This window comes from Cellulosimicrobium sp. BMG9.22, assembly GCF_059159975.1.
This window is the reverse complement of the sequence record NZ_JBZGBY010000026.1, coordinates 42,661-59,867: the sequence shown is the minus strand read 5'-3', so window position 1 is coordinate 59,867 and position 17,207 is coordinate 42,661. Positions and strand designations below refer to the sequence as shown.

At 68.2% G+C, this 17,207-nt stretch carries 13 protein-coding genes; 1 reads left to right on the top strand and 12 read right to left on the bottom strand.

The window, feature by feature from the left end:
* Positions 1-350 precede the first annotated feature (350 nt).
* The 6 genes from AC4H2H_RS15845 to AC4H2H_RS15820 all read right to left on the bottom strand — a co-directional run bounded on the left by AC4H2H_RS15845 (position 351) and on the right by AC4H2H_RS15820 (position 8,809).
* Entirely contained in the window at positions 351-1,385 is a 1,035-nt protein-coding gene (locus AC4H2H_RS15845; RefSeq protein ID WP_494371781.1) for a glycosyltransferase 61 family protein, read from the bottom strand.
* Positions 1,386-1,391: 6 nt separating this feature from the next.
* Positions 1,392-2,027 (bottom strand): hypothetical protein, encoded by a 636-nt coding sequence (locus AC4H2H_RS15840; protein WP_494371780.1) that lies wholly within the window; start codon positions 2,025-2,027, stop codon positions 1,392-1,394.
* Positions 2,024-4,087: a glycosyltransferase family 2 protein gene (locus tag AC4H2H_RS15835; RefSeq protein WP_494371779.1), complete on the bottom strand. Its 2,064-nt coding sequence runs from the start codon at positions 4,085-4,087 to the stop codon at positions 2,024-2,026. Before AC4H2H_RS15835 ends, AC4H2H_RS15840 begins: the two co-directional genes overlap by 4 nt.
* Before the next feature lie 461 nt (positions 4,088-4,548).
* The gene (locus AC4H2H_RS15830; RefSeq protein ID WP_494371778.1) at positions 4,549-5,832 is read right to left on the bottom strand and encodes a nucleotide sugar dehydrogenase; all 1,284 of its coding nucleotides are present in this window, start codon (positions 5,830-5,832) and stop codon (positions 4,549-4,551) included.
* Positions 5,829-7,043: a UDP-N-acetyl-D-mannosamine dehydrogenase gene (wecC, locus tag AC4H2H_RS15825; protein WP_494371777.1), complete on the bottom strand. Its 1,215-nt coding sequence runs from the start codon at positions 7,041-7,043 to the stop codon at positions 5,829-5,831. Before wecC ends, AC4H2H_RS15830 begins: the two co-directional genes overlap by 4 nt.
* A gap of 8 nt (positions 7,044-7,051) precedes the next feature.
* Positions 7,052-8,809, bottom strand: a complete 1,758-nt coding sequence (locus AC4H2H_RS15820) for a glycosyltransferase family protein (protein ID WP_494371776.1) — start codon at positions 8,807-8,809, stop codon at positions 7,052-7,054.
* A 479-nt stretch (positions 8,810-9,288) separates the two neighbouring features.
* On the opposite strand from AC4H2H_RS15820, the gene AC4H2H_RS15815 reads away from it, so the two are divergent.
* Positions 9,289-9,999 (top strand): DUF4333 domain-containing protein, encoded by a 711-nt coding sequence (locus tag AC4H2H_RS15815; protein ID WP_494371775.1) that lies wholly within the window; start codon positions 9,289-9,291, stop codon positions 9,997-9,999.
* Between the two features lies 1 nt (position 10,000).
* Here the strand turns inward: AC4H2H_RS15815 and AC4H2H_RS15810 are convergent, their stop codons facing one another.
* From AC4H2H_RS15810 to AC4H2H_RS15785, 6 genes are all read right to left on the bottom strand, one after another.
* The gene (locus tag AC4H2H_RS15810; RefSeq protein WP_494371774.1) at positions 10,001-10,906 is read right to left on the bottom strand and encodes a nucleotidyl transferase AbiEii/AbiGii toxin family protein; all 906 of its coding nucleotides are present in this window, start codon (positions 10,904-10,906) and stop codon (positions 10,001-10,003) included.
* Positions 10,903-11,493 (bottom strand): type IV toxin-antitoxin system AbiEi family antitoxin domain-containing protein, encoded by a 591-nt coding sequence (locus AC4H2H_RS15805; protein WP_494371773.1) that lies wholly within the window; start codon positions 11,491-11,493, stop codon positions 10,903-10,905. Before AC4H2H_RS15805 ends, AC4H2H_RS15810 begins: the two co-directional genes overlap by 4 nt.
* Positions 11,494-11,547: 54 nt before the next feature.
* Positions 11,548-12,918 (bottom strand): mannose-6-phosphate isomerase, class I, encoded by a 1,371-nt coding sequence (manA, locus tag AC4H2H_RS15800; protein WP_494371772.1) that lies wholly within the window; start codon positions 12,916-12,918, stop codon positions 11,548-11,550.
* A gap of 9 nt (positions 12,919-12,927) precedes the next feature.
* Positions 12,928-14,403 carry an NCS2 family permease gene (locus tag AC4H2H_RS15795; protein ID WP_494371771.1) on the bottom strand — a complete coding sequence of 492 codons (1,476 nt, stop codon included), beginning with the start codon at positions 14,401-14,403 and terminating at the stop codon, positions 12,928-12,930.
* Between the two features lie 85 nt (positions 14,404-14,488).
* The gene (locus tag AC4H2H_RS15790) at positions 14,489-15,211 is read right to left on the bottom strand and encodes a hypothetical protein (RefSeq protein ID WP_494371770.1); all 723 of its coding nucleotides are present in this window, start codon (positions 15,209-15,211) and stop codon (positions 14,489-14,491) included.
* A gap of 38 nt (positions 15,212-15,249) precedes the next feature.
* Positions 15,250-16,767, bottom strand: coding sequence for a sugar transferase (locus AC4H2H_RS15785; protein ID WP_494371769.1), 1,518 nt, complete (start codon positions 16,765-16,767; stop codon positions 15,250-15,252).
* Positions 16,768-17,207 lie beyond the last annotated feature (440 nt).

Sequence of the window (17,207 nt, the reverse complement as noted above, 5' to 3'; positions counted from 1 at the left end):
TCAGCCCGTCCAAGACGAACTCTTCCAGCGACGAGATCTCGATGAGGACAACCTCTGCCGCGCGCAGACGTGTCTCGAGCGAACCAAGCCAATCCTCGTCCGCGCCTGCCCGATCTTCGAACAGACGCTCATCGAACTAGTTGCGCCGAAGACCGTCGCGCCGGAAGAAGTACCGCCGCTCGGACAGCGGCAACTCGCGCTCTCGGTACGCGACCTGCGTCAGCTGCGCGACCTGACCCGGGCTGTGGAAATAGCCAGCTCGAAGAAATACCGGAGAGAGAAACCCGCCCGCTCCTGCCCATTCGAGCGGTTCGTGGACACGGCTTGTCCCAATCACACCGATCCGCATGCTACTCCTCAGTTCCCAAGATGCAGAGGACCCGATCTCGAGCCTCAGAGAAGACATCATTCACGCTCCGCGGCACACCGGCGTCGGCCATGCTGAGCACCACCGAGTGCGACTGCTCTCGCAGAGCGGCGAGGGCGTCTTGCAGAAGTCGGCAGCCGACGGCACGACGTTGCTGGTCGCGCTCGTCAAGGACTTCGATCACCCGTGTCGCCGACGAGGCAAACACGCTGTTATGGAGCTGCGAACCCGAGAAACCGATGACGACGCGTGCGGACCGGCACGCCAGGGCCTGATCCGCAAGACTGTGCTCCGCCGGATCATAGACTTGCCACCCTTCTCTCTCGCAAAGAGCATAAAACTCTTCTTCCTCGGGCCATCGGCGTCGGTGAGTTGCACCACGCCGAAGCACGAGAACGTCTGCGGGAACCGCGCTGCCTTCAGGGATCAAGGCAGTCGCGATGCGTTCGTACACGATGCTCATGGCGCTATCAATGGAAGCGTGGTGGTCCATGATCAGGTCGAGGCGCATGTGGTTCTGCGGGACGTGCAGCCGCCCCACCATCGTCTCGGTGTGCAGAACGACGAGATTGCGCCCCTCCCACGCAGACTTGAGCAGGTCCATTGTCGGGCGCAAGGTCGGTAGCCACACACGTCCCCAGGGCATGTAGAGAACGGGCATCTCGGGCGGCACGTTGCTCGAGGCCCACGCAGTGCCGAGAGACTCCGTGAGAACGTGGCCCCAACCAGCGAAGACGAAGCCACCGAAGACCGCTTCGTCAAGGTATGCGCCGTACCCGCCCTGCTCGAACCCCCCAACCGTACGATGCAGGGCTGGCGCAGAGAGCGATGGCGCGTGCACGGCCGGGTCAGTGCGATCGGTGCGCCTCCAAGCAAGATCGACCGGCACCGCGTCCGCACCGTACACCCCTCCGACATACTCCCCGTGCGGGCCGTTCCGCTCGCACGGCAGTAGACGAGCGTTCTCCACCTGACCTGTCGAGACCTGACCGGACGAGCCCCGGGCTGATGGCGCCATCTCTCCCTACGGCCCCTCGTGCAGGAGACCGAGCCGGGTGCTGGAGAGCAGCGCCCGGACCGCAGGGAGTACCGTGCGCGCTTCAGAGGGGATTCCCCCCATCGCAAGATATGCCACGCCAAGATCCTCCGAGTACAGCACGGCCAGGCCAAGGTGCGCCTCAAAAGCTCTCGCCTCGGGCCTCCCGCCTGCGAGCAGGCCGGCATTGGAGACGACAGCAAGAGAACTGGCGGAGCGCAACGCACCAGCCGACACGTGCATGCCGATCGAGGAAAAGCCGATCTCGCCCGTCGACCAGACGGCTCGCCGCCACGCGTCCACCGAAATGTGCGCAGTTCGCGAACCGGGGGGCAACGCGCGCGGAGACAACTCAACCGGCCCCACGGCCAGGTCGTCCATGCCGAGATAATCGCGAATCGATGAAGCGACGAGCGGCGACACCGCCGACTCGAATTGCACCTCGCCGCTGATCCAAGGACTGAAGATGAGTGCCGCCCCGACTGCCACGCGGTCCGCTGACAGATACTGGGGCCCTGAGTCCACCAGCAGTTCGCTGGGAGCCGGGAAGCCGTCGTACTCACCGGGGACTGCTGATAGCAGAGCGTGCGTGCCGCTGCCGTCCGACTGAACCCGGAACCTCATTGATCGCTCGCCCCCTTCTCCTCGCTGACAATTCGAACTGCGAGTCCCGCCCGCGCTCCCGCCTCAGCATGGTCGCGCGCCTCTGCGAGAGTGGCGTGGCCGTCCACGGCGACACGGACCGTCGTGCCGGCACCGTTCCACTCAAGAACGGAGCGCTCGCCGGACGTGGCACGCCGGTGAGCATCCGGCAGTTCTGCAAGCGTCCACGCTCCCACGTCCTTGGTCGCCTCAACCTCCAGCATCAGTTCCGTGATCAAAAGCGGAAGCTGCCGGCGCGTCCGTGCACCTGGCAGGACCGCTACTCGATCGCAATGTCCGCGAAGATGCGCGATGCCCGACCAGGTTGGCGCCGTTGCCACGGCCACCTCGTACTGCGACCCGTGGAAGCGCACCGCCGTGAACTCGAACTCGCAGCAACGGGTAGTGCGCTCTTCCTCACCGGGAACCCGCATGCGGAAGCCGACGGCCGTGCGTTCGGTCAAGTGGTCGGGAAGGTAGCGCCCGAACCACGCGGCCAACTGCTCCGGATCGCGACTGAGCGCCTTGTAGTCGATGGCTCTGGCAGCATTCCTCATCGCTGTTGCTGACCCAGGACCCGCGGTCGACTCCAGCATCGACACGGTGCTGCGCGCAGATGCCTTCTGCACTGCCGCATCTGTTTGCGTGACCTGGTGCGGATGCAGCCTCCGGAGCATCTGGTAATGGCCGGTATGCACCAGGCCATACCCAGAGCGAGCGACTCGGACAAGGAGATTGAAGTCGGAACCCGTGCGAAGGGAGGTGTCGTAGCCGACCTCCTTGATCACGCGTGTTTCAAGCATGAGCGCGCCGTGAGTGAGTACCCGACCCTTGTAGACGAGCGCTGCTAGCGAGAACTCCGCGCCAGGTTCCCCCTGCATCGCGCCGTCGCCGTCAGAGAAATTGATCCATCCGCCGTACGACCCGACGGCCGCCGAGCTGCCGCACACGGCGATTGCGCCCAGCATGTGCTCAAGCGCCTGGGGCAGCATGATGTCGTCGTCATCGTGAATGGCTGTGTACCGGCCGCGCGACACGGTTGCTGCAAAGTTCCGAGCTGTCGGGATACCGCTCCCGGGATTGACGAAATATCGGACACGCCCGTCAGCAATGCCCTCGACAGTCTCCCGAGTGTTGTCCGTAGAACCGTCATCGACGACGACTACTTCGATCTCTGTCACGGTCTGGGCAAGGACTGAGTGGATACTCTCGGCGAGGAAGCGAGCTCGATTGCGTGTACAGATGACGACGGAGACCAGGGGTGCGTCTCCCATGTCGTTCAGGGGAAACTGCCATCTCGGCAAGTTACGCATCACGGACGTGTCATCGAGCACGATGCGTCGGTTGCGGTCGACCGCAAGCCGGCCGGCCTCCGTGCTGTCAGCTTCAGCACGCGACGGCGGGTGCCACATGTGGTACATCCGAGCCGCAGGGTGATCGAGCCATCGGAGCCTGACGCCGACTCGACGAACCCGATTGGCGAAGTCGATGTCCTCCCCGCCGTAGATCTCCATCCGTTCGTCAAAACCGCGAACGCTCCGATACACCTCTCTCGAGACGGCCATCATGCCGCCCATTCCCCACCTGGGGCGCAGGAGCGCAAGGCGACCGAGCTCCTCCCAATCCACGTCCCCGGTACGGAACCTGTCGGAACCATAGCCCTCTGGAAGGTCGCGGCACTGGAGAATGAAAGCTTGACGAGAGTTGTCGGCAAACTCAGCCATCAGACGCATGAAGGTCTGAGGCGAGAAGAGCATGTCAGCGTCCGTCGAGACGAGGATTCTCCCCCTGCTCACAGCGAACCCCGCGTTGAGCGCACGCGACCTGGACCATTTTCCATCGGTTTGCGTGTAGACGTACCGGGCGCCCGCCGCCTCGACCGCCGAACGCAGGGCGCCACCGTCGACGGAACCGTAGTCCGAGACGATCACTTCACCGGTGAGTCCCGCTAGGGCCTCCGAGATTGACCTGATCGATACGAGCAGCCTCTCCGAGCCCCAGTCCTTGAAGCCGATGACGACGCTGATCTCAAGCGGTTCCATCCACGACCCCTGCTTCAGAGTTGGGAACGACGATCGAGTCTGACGCCCACCGAGAGTCTCTCGCCTCCACGAGGCAGAGGCCGAGCGCACGTGCCGGCACGTCGTGGTCGAGACGCCACCTACCGACCTGGAGACGTAGTTCAGAGACCTCGTTGGTGAAGGTCAGCTCCCGTAGCCTCGTCCACGTCTCGGGCACCGAACCTCCGAGGTAGACGTAGGGAGACCCGAGGCTCTCGGAGCGGGGCCAGCTTCCCGGCGCCACCGGAACCACCTCTCCTAGAGAATCCAAACCAATCACCGTCACGACGCAGGATTTCTCTTGCTCGACCGGAAGTAGAGTCTCCAACGAGATGCTAAAACGGCGGGCTGGTGTCGAGATCACGCAGTCGTAGACTGCGAGCGTGCCTCGCCTCGCCTCCATGGTCATGCGCGAAGCGAGCTCTCGCAAGCGACGTCGGGCTCTAGATCCGTTCGACATCGCGCCCCCTGACAACTCCCCTGGTATCGAGAACACGCCGACTGTGGCGCGAGACCGTATCGAAGTCCACCGCCTTGTGAGCCTGCAAGACGATAGTCAGATCAGCTCCTTTGCATGCAGCGACGAGATCGGTCTCTGAGGACAGGGAACGATCGCCGAGATGCCAGTCGGGCACCAACGGATCGAAGTAGCGCAGCTCCGCGCCCAAAGAGGCGAGTCCCTCGGCGAGCGGCTTGATCGGACTCTCGCGCTGGTCAGCAATGTCGGCCTTGTACGTCACACCGACGAGCAAGATCTTCGCCCCGTTCAGCGCGATCGCTGACCGGTTGAGAAGGTCTTGCGCACGCCGGACAACATACTCCGGCATCGTGTTGTTGATCTCCTGGGCAAGTTCGACGAAGCGGAAGCTGTACCCGAGCTTCGTCCTAATCTGGTGGCTCAGGTAGTTCGGGTCGATGGGGATGCAGTGCCCGCCGACGCCCGGGCCCGGCCAAAAGGCCTGGTAGCCGAACGGCTTCGTGGCCGCGCCATTGATCACGTCCCAGATGTCGATTCCGAGGTCGTGCGAGAATTTCGCCATCTCGTTCACGAGAGCAATGTTCACGTGCCTGTACGTGTTTTCCAGGAGCTTCGCCATCTCCGCTTCGCGCGCACCACGCATGGTGACTACGGTGTCGACGAAACTGGAGTAGAACTCTGCCGCTGCCCTGGTGGCGGCGGGGGTGAGTCCACCGACGAGCTTCGGAGTGTTGACGATGCCGTACTTCTCGTTCCCCGGGTCTACCCGCTCGGGTGAGAACGCGAGATAGAAGTCCTCACCGTGCTGCTGCCCGTCCGACTCAAGGATCGGAAGAAGTACTTCTTCGGTTGTTCCCGGGTATGTGGTCGACTCAAGGATCACCGTCCGCCCAGGCCGCGGGTTTCTCGCGATCGACCGGACGGCACTCTCCACCGCACTGAGGTCGGGACCTCCGTCGGCGGAGAGCGGCGTGGGCACGCAGATGACGACGACGTCGGCGCTCAGCAGCGCCTCTTCTCTGTCGGTGCAGGAGTACCCGGCCTTCAACGCTTCTGCCAGGTCAGCGTCGGTCACGTCGTCGATGTGGGACCTTCCGGACATGAGTGTCTGCACAGTTTCCACACTGCGTTCCAGGCCAGTGACCCGATGTCCCCCTCGAGAAGCGGCAAGCGCAAGCGGCAGGCCGACGTACCCCTGGCCCACGATGACGACGTCGTTCATTCTCTGATTTCCGTTCAGGTTTTTCATGCCGCGAAGTTGAGGTCGATCGTGCCCTCGATGGTGGCGAACTCTTGGTGCGCGACGAGCACGTAGATCCGGGCGTCGGAAACGTCCAGAGCCGACAGCGACGCGAGGCTCACATTGGGAAGAAGGTCCAGGGGCTGCGGCAAGATCGTCACGTGGTGATCCACAACGTAAATGGTGAGGTCTGGCCTGCTCAGCGCGAGAGTTTTCGTGACCTCTATCGCGGGTGACTCTCGCGTGTCATCGATATCGGGCTTGTAGGTCAAACCCAGCAGCACGACGCTCGTTTTCGCGGGGGCGCGCCTCGAGATCTGTTCGGCGACGAAGCGTGGTTTCAGGTCGTTGACCTCGCGCGCCGTCCGAATGAGCTGTGCCCGCTCGGGCGCCGCGTCGACGATGAACCACGGGTCGACGGCGATACAGTGCCCACCCACGCCCGGGCCGGGCTGCAGGATGTTCACGCGCGGGTGGTGGTTGGCGAGCCGGATGAGCTCCCACACGTCGATCCCGAGGTCGGCGGTGATGAGCGACAGCTCGTTGGCGAACGCGATGTTGACGTCGCGGTACGAGTTCTCGACGAGCTTCGCCATCTCGGCGGTGACCGCGTCGGTGAGGAGGATCTCGCCCTGGCAGAAGACCTGGTAGAGGTCCTTGGCCCGCTCTGCGGCGCCGGTCGTCAAACCGCCGACGATGCGGTCGTTCGTGACAAGCTCGATCATCACGCGACCCGGCAGCACGCGCTCGGGGCAGTGCGCCACGTGGATCACGGCCCGACCCTCAGAGCCGTCGAGGGAGAGGTCCGGGCGGGCGGCGAGGATCCAGTCCGCCATCTGCTGCGTCGCCTGCGGCGGCGAAGTCGACTCGAGGATCACGAGGGCGTCCGCAGCGAGATGCGGTGCGATCGCCTCGGCCGCGGCCTGGATGTAGGACAGGTCAGGCTTGTGCCCGTCGGTGAACGGCGTCGGGACCGCCACGATGAAGGCGTCGGCCGGCTCCGGCTTCATTGTCGCCCGGAGGGTTCCCTGGGTCACCGCACCGGCGACGTACGTCGCCAGATCCGGCTCCACGAAGGGCACGTCACCCCGGTTTACGGCCTCCACCGTGCGCTCGTTGATGTCCACGCCGATGACGTTCACGCCGTTGGACGCGAGGATCGCCGCCGTCGGGAGCCCGATGTAGCCGAGCCCGACGACGCACACTGTGGTGCTGGTCATGATTCCCCTCAGACGAGGACGTGCGCGTCTGCACGCCCGTAGAACTGCACGTCACCGCTCGCGAGCAGCTCGGCGTCGGTGACGTCCCAGGTGTGCGCCCCGCCGGAGCGCACCTGGACGAAGTTGAAGCGGTCGGCAGAGAACACGCGCGCCCCGACGGCCACCGCTGATCGTAGGAACTCGGTGTCCTCTCCGCGTGCCACGGCGGCGAATTTCACCCGCTCCGTCAGGTCCCGACGAGCGACGATCGTCGGGCCCATGACGAAGTCCGTGTAACGGTGCTCACGTTCGGCGAACCGCAGCACGGTCGCGTCGAGCGATTCCACGTGCATGTAGTGCGCCTGCTTGCCCACCACTTCGGCGCCGGAGTACGCCATCACGTCGAGCTGGTCGGACAGATAGTGCTCGCCGTACAGGTCGTCGTCGTCCATCTTCGCGACGACGTCGCCGTCGGAGGCCGCGACGAGGCGGTTGAGGCACTCTCCCAGCGGCACGTCCTGAGCGGCCGAGAGGAGCACGAGGTCGTCGACACCGGCCGCCTTGGCGCGCAGCCGCACGTCCGCCTCGTCGACGTCGAACCCGTGCGTGAGGAGCGCGAGCTGCACCTCGACGTCGCGCTGCGCGCCCACGGTCCGCAGCACGTGGTCGAGCTGACCGGGCCGGTTCGTCGACACGAGAGCGCTCACACCCGGGCGACGCACCGTCGCCGACTCGGCCAGCCCGACCTCGTGCAGCACGCGCTGCACGCGCGCGCCGTACGTGTGCTCGCGCCAGATGCGCCGCTGCCCGCGATGCGTGGCACGGTCGCGCAGCTCGCGCGAGCGCACGAGCGCACGGATGGTGTTCGCGGCCTCGTCCCGCTCCCCCACGACGAAGACCTCGTCGGGCGGGAAGAACTCGCCGATCGCCGCGCTCGGCGTCGTCACCACGGGCGTGCCGCACGCGGTGATCTCGAAGACCCGGCGCGCGCACATGCTCGGCGAGTCGACCACCGAGTTCACGTTGAGGAACACCTTGTACTCGCGGTACGCGGTGAGCATCCGGTCGTAGTCGAGCGACCCGACGATGCGCGACCCGAGCGGCTCCGGGAACTGGTACTTCTCGTCCCCGCCCTGGAACCGCGAGAAGATCTCGAGCCCGTGCTCCATGCGTGGCGAGACGTCGACGGCCGCGCCGAGCAGCAGGTCCATCTGCGCCCGACGCTCCGGGTACTTGTGCGCGAAGTACATGCCGCCGAACGCGACGTCGCCGCTCGGCCCGTCCCCGTGCGCACGCACCGGGTTGTGGATCGCCGGCTGCGCGCCGAAGGCGAGCACGCCCACGCGCTCGTGCCCGAGCCGCTCGCGGTAGGCCTCCACGCGTCCGACGTCGGTCGTGTACACGTGGTCGAACAGCGCCGCGGTGTCGAGGAAGTCCTCGAAGTGCGCCGGGTCCTCCTTGTTCCAGAACACCGTGGGCACGCCGCGCTCCCGGCATGCTTCGACGAGCTCGACGAACGCGGGCCGTGGTGCTGACGTCCCCGTGAGGTGGTACTGCCAGGCCCCCGCGTTGCCGTTCCAGGCCGACTCGACGAAGAGCAGATCGAGACCCGGGTGGTCACCCTCGCGCGACGCGTCGAGGTCGGCACGCCACGACTGCGGCGTCAGGGCCACCTGGTCCCACTCGAACCCGAACGCATGGCGGGAGAAGTCGTCGAGAATCACGCCGACACGCAGCGCCGGGCGCGCCACCGCCCGCTCGGACGGGACCCACGGCTCGAAGGTCACGCCGTCCTCCGAGCGGATCGCGCCGTGCGCCCCGGCCGGCCGCTGGATCCGGCGTCGCCGAAGGTACGTACGGAACTGGGACAAACCGCCACGCCGGAGGTGCCAGAGGGCCCTGCGTGCCTCGTCGAGGCCAGAGCCCCCGCGTGCTGCCACTGTCACCGTCTCGCTCAGGTCCAATGCCGTCGCTCAGGTCGCGGACCGGCCGGGCACATGGTACCGCCGTGCCGGTCCTGCGGTGGAACCGTCCCAGCGACGAAGGCACCGCGGGAACCGACATTTCACCCGGCCCGGGTCACTCGTCGATGCCGCGGTCTGGTTGTATGTGCCGCAGCGCTACGAGGCGCCGCCAGCACGACACAAAGAGAGCGGCCGCCATGCGCTTCAACCCGCCACCCGGGTCGCCGCAGCCACCAGTCGGCTGGCTCCCGCCCTACGGCTGGGTTCCAGATCCGTCGTTGCCACCAGCCCCCGCCGGTTGGGTGTTCGTCGTCGACGACTCCGGAGCAGCACCTCGGCAGATGGCGTACAACCCGTACGAGACGGTCCACGGTGCGGCGTCGGCACCGCAGACGGAGTGGAGCTACACGCCGACGCAGGGCTCCACGGCCTGGATGCCGCCCACCTCGGCACAGCCACGAGTCGACAACATCGCGGCATGGGTGTCGGCTCTGACTCCGATCCTGTGGCTCCTCGTCTCGATCGTCGCGCTCCAGTCCGGTGTCTCCAACACCTCGGCAGGCGTCATCTTCAGCCTCGCCTTCGTCTACTGGCTGCTCTGCATGTGGGACGTCGCGAACGTACGCCGCGCGGGAGTGCGTGTGAGCGCGGGTATGTGGTTCGGCGCAGCGATCCTTGTCCCCGCCTACCTCGTCCAGCGCACGATGCGGACCAGGCAGACGTGGTGGATCCCCTCCGTCTGGGCAATCACGTGCGTCGCGTCCCTCGCGATGTCCCCGCTCATCGCTTTCCTCGGTGGAGTCGAGTATGACGCGGAGTACGTCGCGGACGAGATCGAAGCCGACCTAGCGGACGACTACGAGCTCCCAGGCGCCGAGGTGACGTGCCCTGACCCGGCTATCGCGCCCGTCGGTTCATTCTTCGTCTGCGACGCGGAGTACACAGACGGCACAACTGAGACGATCAACGTCAATGTCGAGGACTGGACCGGAGGCTGGACCTGGCAGAGCTGACTCAGCGCTCCCAGCGGCGTTCTGCCGCGATCCAGCGCCGACCATCGGGCGCCGATCCCAGGACAGGATCCGCGAACGCGACGACTGCGTCGACGACAGTCACAAACTCAGACGGAAGGTGACCTCCGTCCGGGCCGAGGTTGCGGCGAAAAGCGGCAAAGGTCGCTGCGCGCAGCGCCACGAGGTCTCCCACTGTCTCGGAGAGCGGGCGCAGTGCGACGCCTCGGAACTCTGCGGTCGCGTCGAGCGCCGCGCGGACGGAAGAGGCCGTCAAGTCGTGGGTGTGGATGAGCGAGTAGATGTCGGCCCAGTCGCGCACCCTGGTGCTAGCTGCCCCAAGGTCGAGCGCCGTCGAGATCTTCTCGGCGAGCACCGTCTCGATCGGATACCCGAGGATGCGCACCGGATCTCCACCCAGGCGTAGGGCGGGAAGCTCCACCATCTGGGGATCGGGCGTCACCGGGTCGCCGAAGTTGATGTCCAGCTTCAGCTTGAGCCGCGCGGTCCCGAGCCCGGCATCCATCGTGACGCGCACGCCCGAGTAGAGCGCGTCATCCCGGATGACCGCAGTCCTCATCGTGTTCGGTAGAAACTCCACGCCGTCGTCGGAACCGTCGATCGCCGCGATCTCAGCCACGCGTGCGGCGACCGTCTGCTCGTCGGCAGCAATGTTGCGCGCCAGTGCATCTGCGTCGACAGTGGGCCGACGTCTACCGAAAGCAGCGAGCAGCATGCCGCCCTTGAGCACGAAGTCCTCTGCATGCGGCGAGCGCGAGAGCCGGGCCAGCCACCTCTCGACGACGTACATGGTCAGCAAGTCCTGCGTGCGTCGGCCCTCTCTGCGGGCCCGGTTCTGTAGGTCGAGGTAGGCCTGACCGGATGCCGAGTCGCGGCGCGGGCGGTTCATCGCGCGCTCACCACGTCAATGGCGGTTCGCACGGGCCCGAACACGTCCAGCGCCTTGGCGTACTCGAGCAGGAGCGCCGGGCGCGCACCCGGTGAAGCGAGGTAGCGGTTGAGAGCCGCGTGCGCCACCGGTTCGCCGAACCGACCCCGCAGGCGCATCAGGTCGACGACGGTGCGGCCCGGATCGTAGATCCGGACGCTTTCACCTGGTGCCGCCTCGACCTCGTCGAGCCCGAGCTCGAACATGTCCGGATCGAATCGGAACACCGTCGTCGGAGGGAACGCGATGCGCACCGCGTTGTGCGCCGCTGAGACAGCGATCTGTACTGTCCGCTCCAGCTCGTCGGTCAGGTCATGGACCGCAGCGGCGGTCACACAGCACACGATCGCCCGTGGCGCCCGATAGGCCACGGCCAGCAGGTCCGGGTAGGTCGCCTCGGGTGCATCTGCTCTCCGGTAGACGGCTCGTGACAGCTGGATGACCTCGCCCTCGTCACGCCAGCGATACAGGTCGCGGGGATGAACGCCGAGCTCGCGCGCACGCTTTGTGGTGAAGGTGGCAGGCAGTACCTCCAACGTGGTTCCCATGGATAAAAACCATACACGTCGACCTCCGTCGTGGATGGTTTCTATCCACGGATGTCAGGGCACGTACGCCACGACCACGTGCCCGTCGCCGCGCACTGTCAGCGGCCCGGCCGCGTGCGGCACGAACACCGACTCGCCGCGCGCCAGCCGCTGCTCGCCGTCCGCCCCGTCCGCGACGCCGATCTCCCCGGCGAGGCACAGGACGACGCGTGGGCCGGCGTCCGGCAGCCGGACCGTCGAGCCGCGCACGGGGCCCGCGGTGAGCGCGAACTCCGCCACGGGCGGGCGGTAGGTGACGAGGCCGGACCCGTCGTCGACGACCCGCGGGCGGGCCGCCGGACCCGGCGTGCACGTCGCGCACTCGAGCAGCGCGTCGACGTCGACGCGCTTGCTGGTGAGGCCCGCACGGAGCACGTTGTCCGAGCTCGCCATGACTTCGACCGCGCACCCCGAGAGGTAGGCGTGCACGTGCCCGGACGGGACGAACATCGACTCGCCCGGTTTGAGCGTCACGCGGTTGAGCATGAGCGAGACGACGGCGCCCGGGTCGCCCGGGTGCTGCTCCGCGAGCGCGAGCACGGTCGCGTCGGCACGCCGCGACGTCCGCCCTCGCGCGCCGGTGCCCGCCGCCGCGGTGACGTCCGCGACGAAGCCCCCCGCCCGCGCCCGCGCCCGCGCCCGGACCGAGGCGACGGTGCACTCGAGGTCCGCCGCGACGTCGGGCTCGGCGCGCGCGTGCAGCGCGAGCGTGAACGCCGCGCGCACGCCCGCCTCGGTCGGTCGCGCGAGGAGCGCGGCGCGCATGCGCGCGACGAGCGCGCCGTCCAGGCCGTCGAGGAGCTCGAGGATGCGGGCCGGCCGCCGGAACCCGGACAGTCCTTCGAAGCGGGAGACCGCGACGACCATCTCGGGCTTGTGCTGGTCGTCGTGGAAGCTGCGCAGCGGCGAGTCGCGCGGCACGCCCTCACGGTTCTCCCGGTTGAACCCGGCGCGCGCGAGGTGGGGGTGCGGATGGACCTGCAGCGACAGCGCGCGGTCGGCCGCGAGGACCTTGAGCAGGAAGGGCAGTCGCGGCCCGTACGTGTCGAGGACGCGCTGGCCGAGGACCGCCACGGGGTCGGCGCGCACGAGGTCCGCCAGTGTGAGGTCGGACGCCGGACCTCCACCCGGGCGCACCGACTCGCCGGGGCGCGCGCCGTCGTCGGGCACGACGCGCGACGGCGCGAGCGGGTGCGCGCCCATCCACAGCTCGGCGGCCGGGCGCCCGTCGGGCTCCAGCCCGAGGAGCTCCTGGATCGCGGTCGTCGATCCCCAGTCGTACGCCTGGACCGTGTTCTCGAGCCGGTAGAAAGCAGAAGGACGGGCGGCGGGGGCGGCGTCGGTCACCGACACCTCCCCCGCTCGCCCGTCCGCCGCGCTCGTCATGGGCAGGGCCTACAGACCCAGGGCCTCCCGGATCGGGCCGAGCAGGAAGTACACGACGAACATCGCCGACGCGACCCACATGAGCGGGTGGATCGCGCGCACCTTGCCGAGCGCGAGCTTGACGACGACGAACGCGAGGAAGCCCGCGCCGATGCCGTCCGCGATCGAGTAGGTGAAGGGCATGACAATGATCGTGAGGAACGCCGGGATGGCGATCTCGACGTTCTTCCAGGAGATTCCGGCGATCTGCGTCATCATGAGGAACCCGACGAACACCAGCGCCGGTGCGGCGGCCTCGTAGGGCACGAGCGCGACGAGGGGCGAGAGGAACGTCGCGAGCAGGAACGCGACGCCCGTGACGACCGAGGCGAGCCCGGTGCGTGCTCCTTCGCCGACGCCGGTCGTGGACTCGACGTAGCTCGTGTTCGACGACACGGACCCGAGACCACCGGCGGCGGCGGCGACCGAGTCGACGACGAGGATCGCCCGGGTGCGGGGCGGGGTGCCGTCCGCGTCGAGCAGCTTCGCCTCGGCGCCGACGGCGACCATCGTGCCCATCGTGTCGAAGAAGTCGGCGAGCAGGAGCGAGAACACCAGCAGGATCACGGTGACCGTGGCGATGTTCTCGAACGAGCCCAGGAGCGAGAACTGGCCGAGCAGGCCGAAGTCGGGGACCTGGACGACGCCGTCGAACGTCGGGGCGTTGAGGTTGAAGCCGTTGGGGTTCGAACCGTCGGGCGCCTTCGCGCCGATGTGCAGCGTGTTCTCCAGGACGACGGCGAGCGCCGTCGCCGTGAGGATCGCGACGAGCAGCGCGCCCTTGACCTTGCGCACCCACAGCACGATCGTCAGGACGAGCCCCACGACGAACACGAGCATCGGCCACGTGCCGAGGTTGCCGAGCGCGAGCAGCGTGCCGCTGCCCGCGGTGACGAAGCCGGCGTTGACGAGGCCGATGAGCGCGATGAACAGGCCGATGCCCACGCTGATCGCCGTCTTGAGCTCGACGGGGACCGCCCGGAACACCGCCTCGCGGAACCCGGTGAGGACGAGCACGAGGATGATGAGGCCCTCGATCACGACGAGCCCCATCGCGTCCGCCCACGTCACGCCCTCGAGCGACGCGATCGAGTACGCCACCACCGCGTTGAGGCCGAGGCCTGCGGCCAGGCCGAGCGGGAAGTTGGCGAACACGCCCATGGCGATCGTCATGACGCCCGCGACGAGCGCCGTCGCGGCCGCGATCATGCCGAAGTTGGGCTCGTCGCCCCCGCCGAGGAACTGGCCGGTGCCGTCCTGGACGGTCCCGATGATGAGCGGGTTCAGCACGACGATGTACGCCATCGCGAAGAAGGTCACGAGGCCGCCGCGGACCTCGGTGCCGATCGTGGAGCCGCGCTCGGTGATCTTGAAGAAGCGGTCGAGCGCTCCGGTGGCAGGCGGGGGCGCCTGCTCGTCCTCGTGGACGGAGGTGGGGGTGGACATGAGGAGAATGCTGCCAGAACCCTGTGACCGCGCGGTAACACCCGGGACACGGTCACGCATCGGCCCGGAGGAGCGTCGTCCCACGTCAGGCGGCGCCCACGGCCGCGAGCGCGGCGACGGGTGTGCTCGACGCCACGGTCGCACCCACGGGGCCGTGCTCCCGGGAGGTGCCGTCGCCGTGCCCGAGCAGCTCCGCCGTCGCGAGGTCGGTGACGTCCCGGGCCGCGCCCGAGGAGAGCTGGACGGCGTGCAGCGCGTCGAGGATCGGGACCGCGCGCTCCCCCTGGGGGCCGTCCGGCACCCCGTACACGAGCCGCTGCGGACGCAGCAGGTCGACGACGGCATGACCCGGACGGTGCTCGTCGGGCACCCACACGACGGTCGCCCGCACGCCGTCGGCCGCGAGACCGGCGGCGAGCCACGCGGCCGTCCCCGCCGGGACGCGGGCGCGCCCGACGACGAGGTCCCCCGGGCCGAGGTGCGGGGCCATGTCGTCGAGGGCGTCCCGCAGCGCGGCCACGCGCGAGACGCCGTCGGGGTCCGGCGCGGTGCCCGCGCCGACGCACAGGACGTGCACGCGCGCGCCGGCGATCGCCGTCCGGTCGGGCGTGATGCGCAGGCGACGGCTCACGAGCGCGAGCGCGAGGAGCCGGTGGAGCCGGGGTTCAGCCGTCCCGGCCAGACCGGCGCGGAGCGCGTCGAGGGCGCGGGCGTCCGTGTCGTGCACCACGACCTCGTGCCCCGTCGCCGCGAGGCACGCCGCGTGCAGGACGCCGCGGCGTCCGCATCCCGAGACCGAGACCCGCACGGTGCACCACCTCCGCCCGACCTGGATCGCCCCGGGCCTCAGTAGGCCCCGGAGCCGGAGAACACCGCGCGCGCGGTGCGCGCGAGGATGAGGAAGTCGCCGAACATCGTCCAGTTCTCGACGTAGTAGACGTCGAGGCGGACGCCCTCCTCCCAGGACAGGTCCGACCGGCCGCCCACCTGCCACAGTCCCGTGAGACCCGGCTTGACCAGGAGCCGCCGATGCACCTTCTTCTCGTACTTCTGGACCTCGCTGGGCAGCGGCGGCCGAGGGCCGACGAGGCTCATGTCGCCACGCAGCACGTTGAGCAGCTGCGGGAGCTCGTCGAGCGAGTACTTGCGCAGGATGCGACCGATGCGCGTGACGCGCGGGTCGTCGCGCAGCTTGAACAGCGGGCCTGCGCCGTCGCTCTGCTCGATCAGGTGCTCGACCTCGCGGTCGGCCCCGACGCGCATCGAGCGGAACTTGAACATGGGGAAGGTCTTGCCGTCGCGGCCGACCCGCTCCTGCCGGAAGAACACCGGCCCGCGGCTGGTGAGCCGCACCGCCAGGGCGACGACGAGGAGCACGGGCAGCGCGGCCAGCGTGACCAGCGCGGCCCCGGCCCAGTCGACGACCGACTTCACGACGAACTTCGGCCCGGTGAAGCGCGGAGCGTCCACGTGCAGCAGCGAGACGCTCTCGGCCGGGGTGATGGTGATGCGCGGGCCGGCGACGTCGGCGAGCTCTGCGGTGAGCATGAGGTCCACTCCGTAGGGCTCGAGCTCCCAGCCGAGCCGGCGCACGACCTCGGCCGTGATCGCGTCCGAGCCGGAGACGGCGACGACGTCCGCGCCGACCTTGGTCGCGACCTCCCCGGCGTGCCGCAGCTCGCCCAGGATCGGCACGCCGCGGATCTCCTCCCCCGTGTCGACGGCACCCGACGGGACGCAGACGCCCACCACCCGGTAGCCCGACTCGTCGCGCCCGTTGAGATCGCGGATGAGGCGCTCGGCCTGGTCGCGGTGCCCGATCGCGAGCACGGCCGACCGCATCCGGCCCTGCGCCCGCTGGCGGTGCAACCACTGCCGCCACACGTAGCGGCCGAGGAGCAGCCCGCCGAGCCCGAGCGGGAAGGCGAACGCGAGGTAGCCGCGCGCCTCCGGGAAGCGCAGCAGGAAGGCGAGCACCGCGAGGATCGCGAAGAGCCGCCACGAGGCGTCGAACACGCGGTGGTACTCGGTCGGGCCGCTGCCCATGACGCGCGGGTCGCGCGTGCGGCTCGCGACGAGCGAGAGCAGCCAGGCGAAGCCGACGGCGAGGCTGAGCACGACGTACGGCACCCGGACGTCGCTCCGCACCGGTTCGGAGACGAACCGGTCCCAGCGCAGGAAGTACGCGACGAGGACCGCGACGACGATCACGGCGGTGTCGGTGACGAGGAGCCGACGGCGGTACGCGACCTCCCACCCTCGGGCGGTGAACGCCGCCCGCGCCGCCCTGACGCGCGCCGCCGGGGAGGTGACGAGAAGGGTGCGCAGGCCGCGCTTCTCGTCCTCTCTGACGCTCTGGGACACGCGTCCACCTCCGGCCGGATCAACACCCTGCATGGCGACCCATCCTAGGTTCGTGAACGTGGCCTCGACCGATTTTTCTCCGGTATTCACCCGGGTGAGAAGACCTGCGCCGAGAGGGGGCAGAGACGGCGCAGACCCGCACGATCTCGCGGATGCTGGAGGCTCGTCTCGACGACGAATCAATCTGGACGGACGTCCAGGAAAAGCGTTCCGTCCGGGATGCACGGACCGCGTGCAACCGGACCGCCGCCATCGTTGCGTCGAGCACCGACCGTGTGCCTGCGGGGCCCTGCCCCGGGGTGGGCGCGCACTGCGCCGGCTGGATGCCGCCGTGCCGTCGCCGCGCGATCGTCGCTGTGCTCACATCAGGAAAGGATGTCGCGCCGGACGCTCCCGGGACAGAGGCGACCGGGTGAAAATACGGCCGGGCACGGCTACGA

Bases quoted from the DNA above. Each gene is read 5' to 3' on its own strand.
- AC4H2H_RS15845 (WP_494371781.1), bottom strand. From the start codon at position 1,385: ATGGCGCCATCAGCCCGGGGCTCGTCCGGTCAGGTCTCGACAGGTCAG.
- manA (WP_494371772.1), bottom strand. From the start codon at position 12,918: ATGACGAGCGCGGCGGACGGGCGAGCGGGGGAGGTGTCGGTGACCGAC.
- AC4H2H_RS15795 (WP_494371771.1), bottom strand. From the start codon at position 14,403: ATGTCCACCCCCACCTCCGTCCACGAGGACGAGCAGGCGCCCCCGCCT.
- AC4H2H_RS15805 (WP_494371773.1), bottom strand. From the start codon at position 11,493: ATGGGAACCACGTTGGAGGTACTGCCTGCCACCTTCACCACAAAGCGT.
- AC4H2H_RS15840 (WP_494371780.1), bottom strand. From the start codon at position 2,027: ATGAGGTTCCGGGTTCAGTCGGACGGCAGCGGCACGCACGCTCTGCTA.
- wecC (WP_494371777.1), bottom strand. From the start codon at position 7,043: ATGACCAGCACCACAGTGTGCGTCGTCGGGCTCGGCTACATCGGGCTC.
- AC4H2H_RS15830 (WP_494371778.1), bottom strand. From the start codon at position 5,832: ATGAAAAACCTGAACGGAAATCAGAGAATGAACGACGTCGTCATCGTG.
- AC4H2H_RS15810 (WP_494371774.1), bottom strand. From the start codon at position 10,906: ATGAACCGCCCGCGCCGCGACTCGGCATCCGGTCAGGCCTACCTCGAC.
- AC4H2H_RS15835 (WP_494371779.1), bottom strand. From the start codon at position 4,087: ATGGAACCGCTTGAGATCAGCGTCGTCATCGGCTTCAAGGACTGGGGC.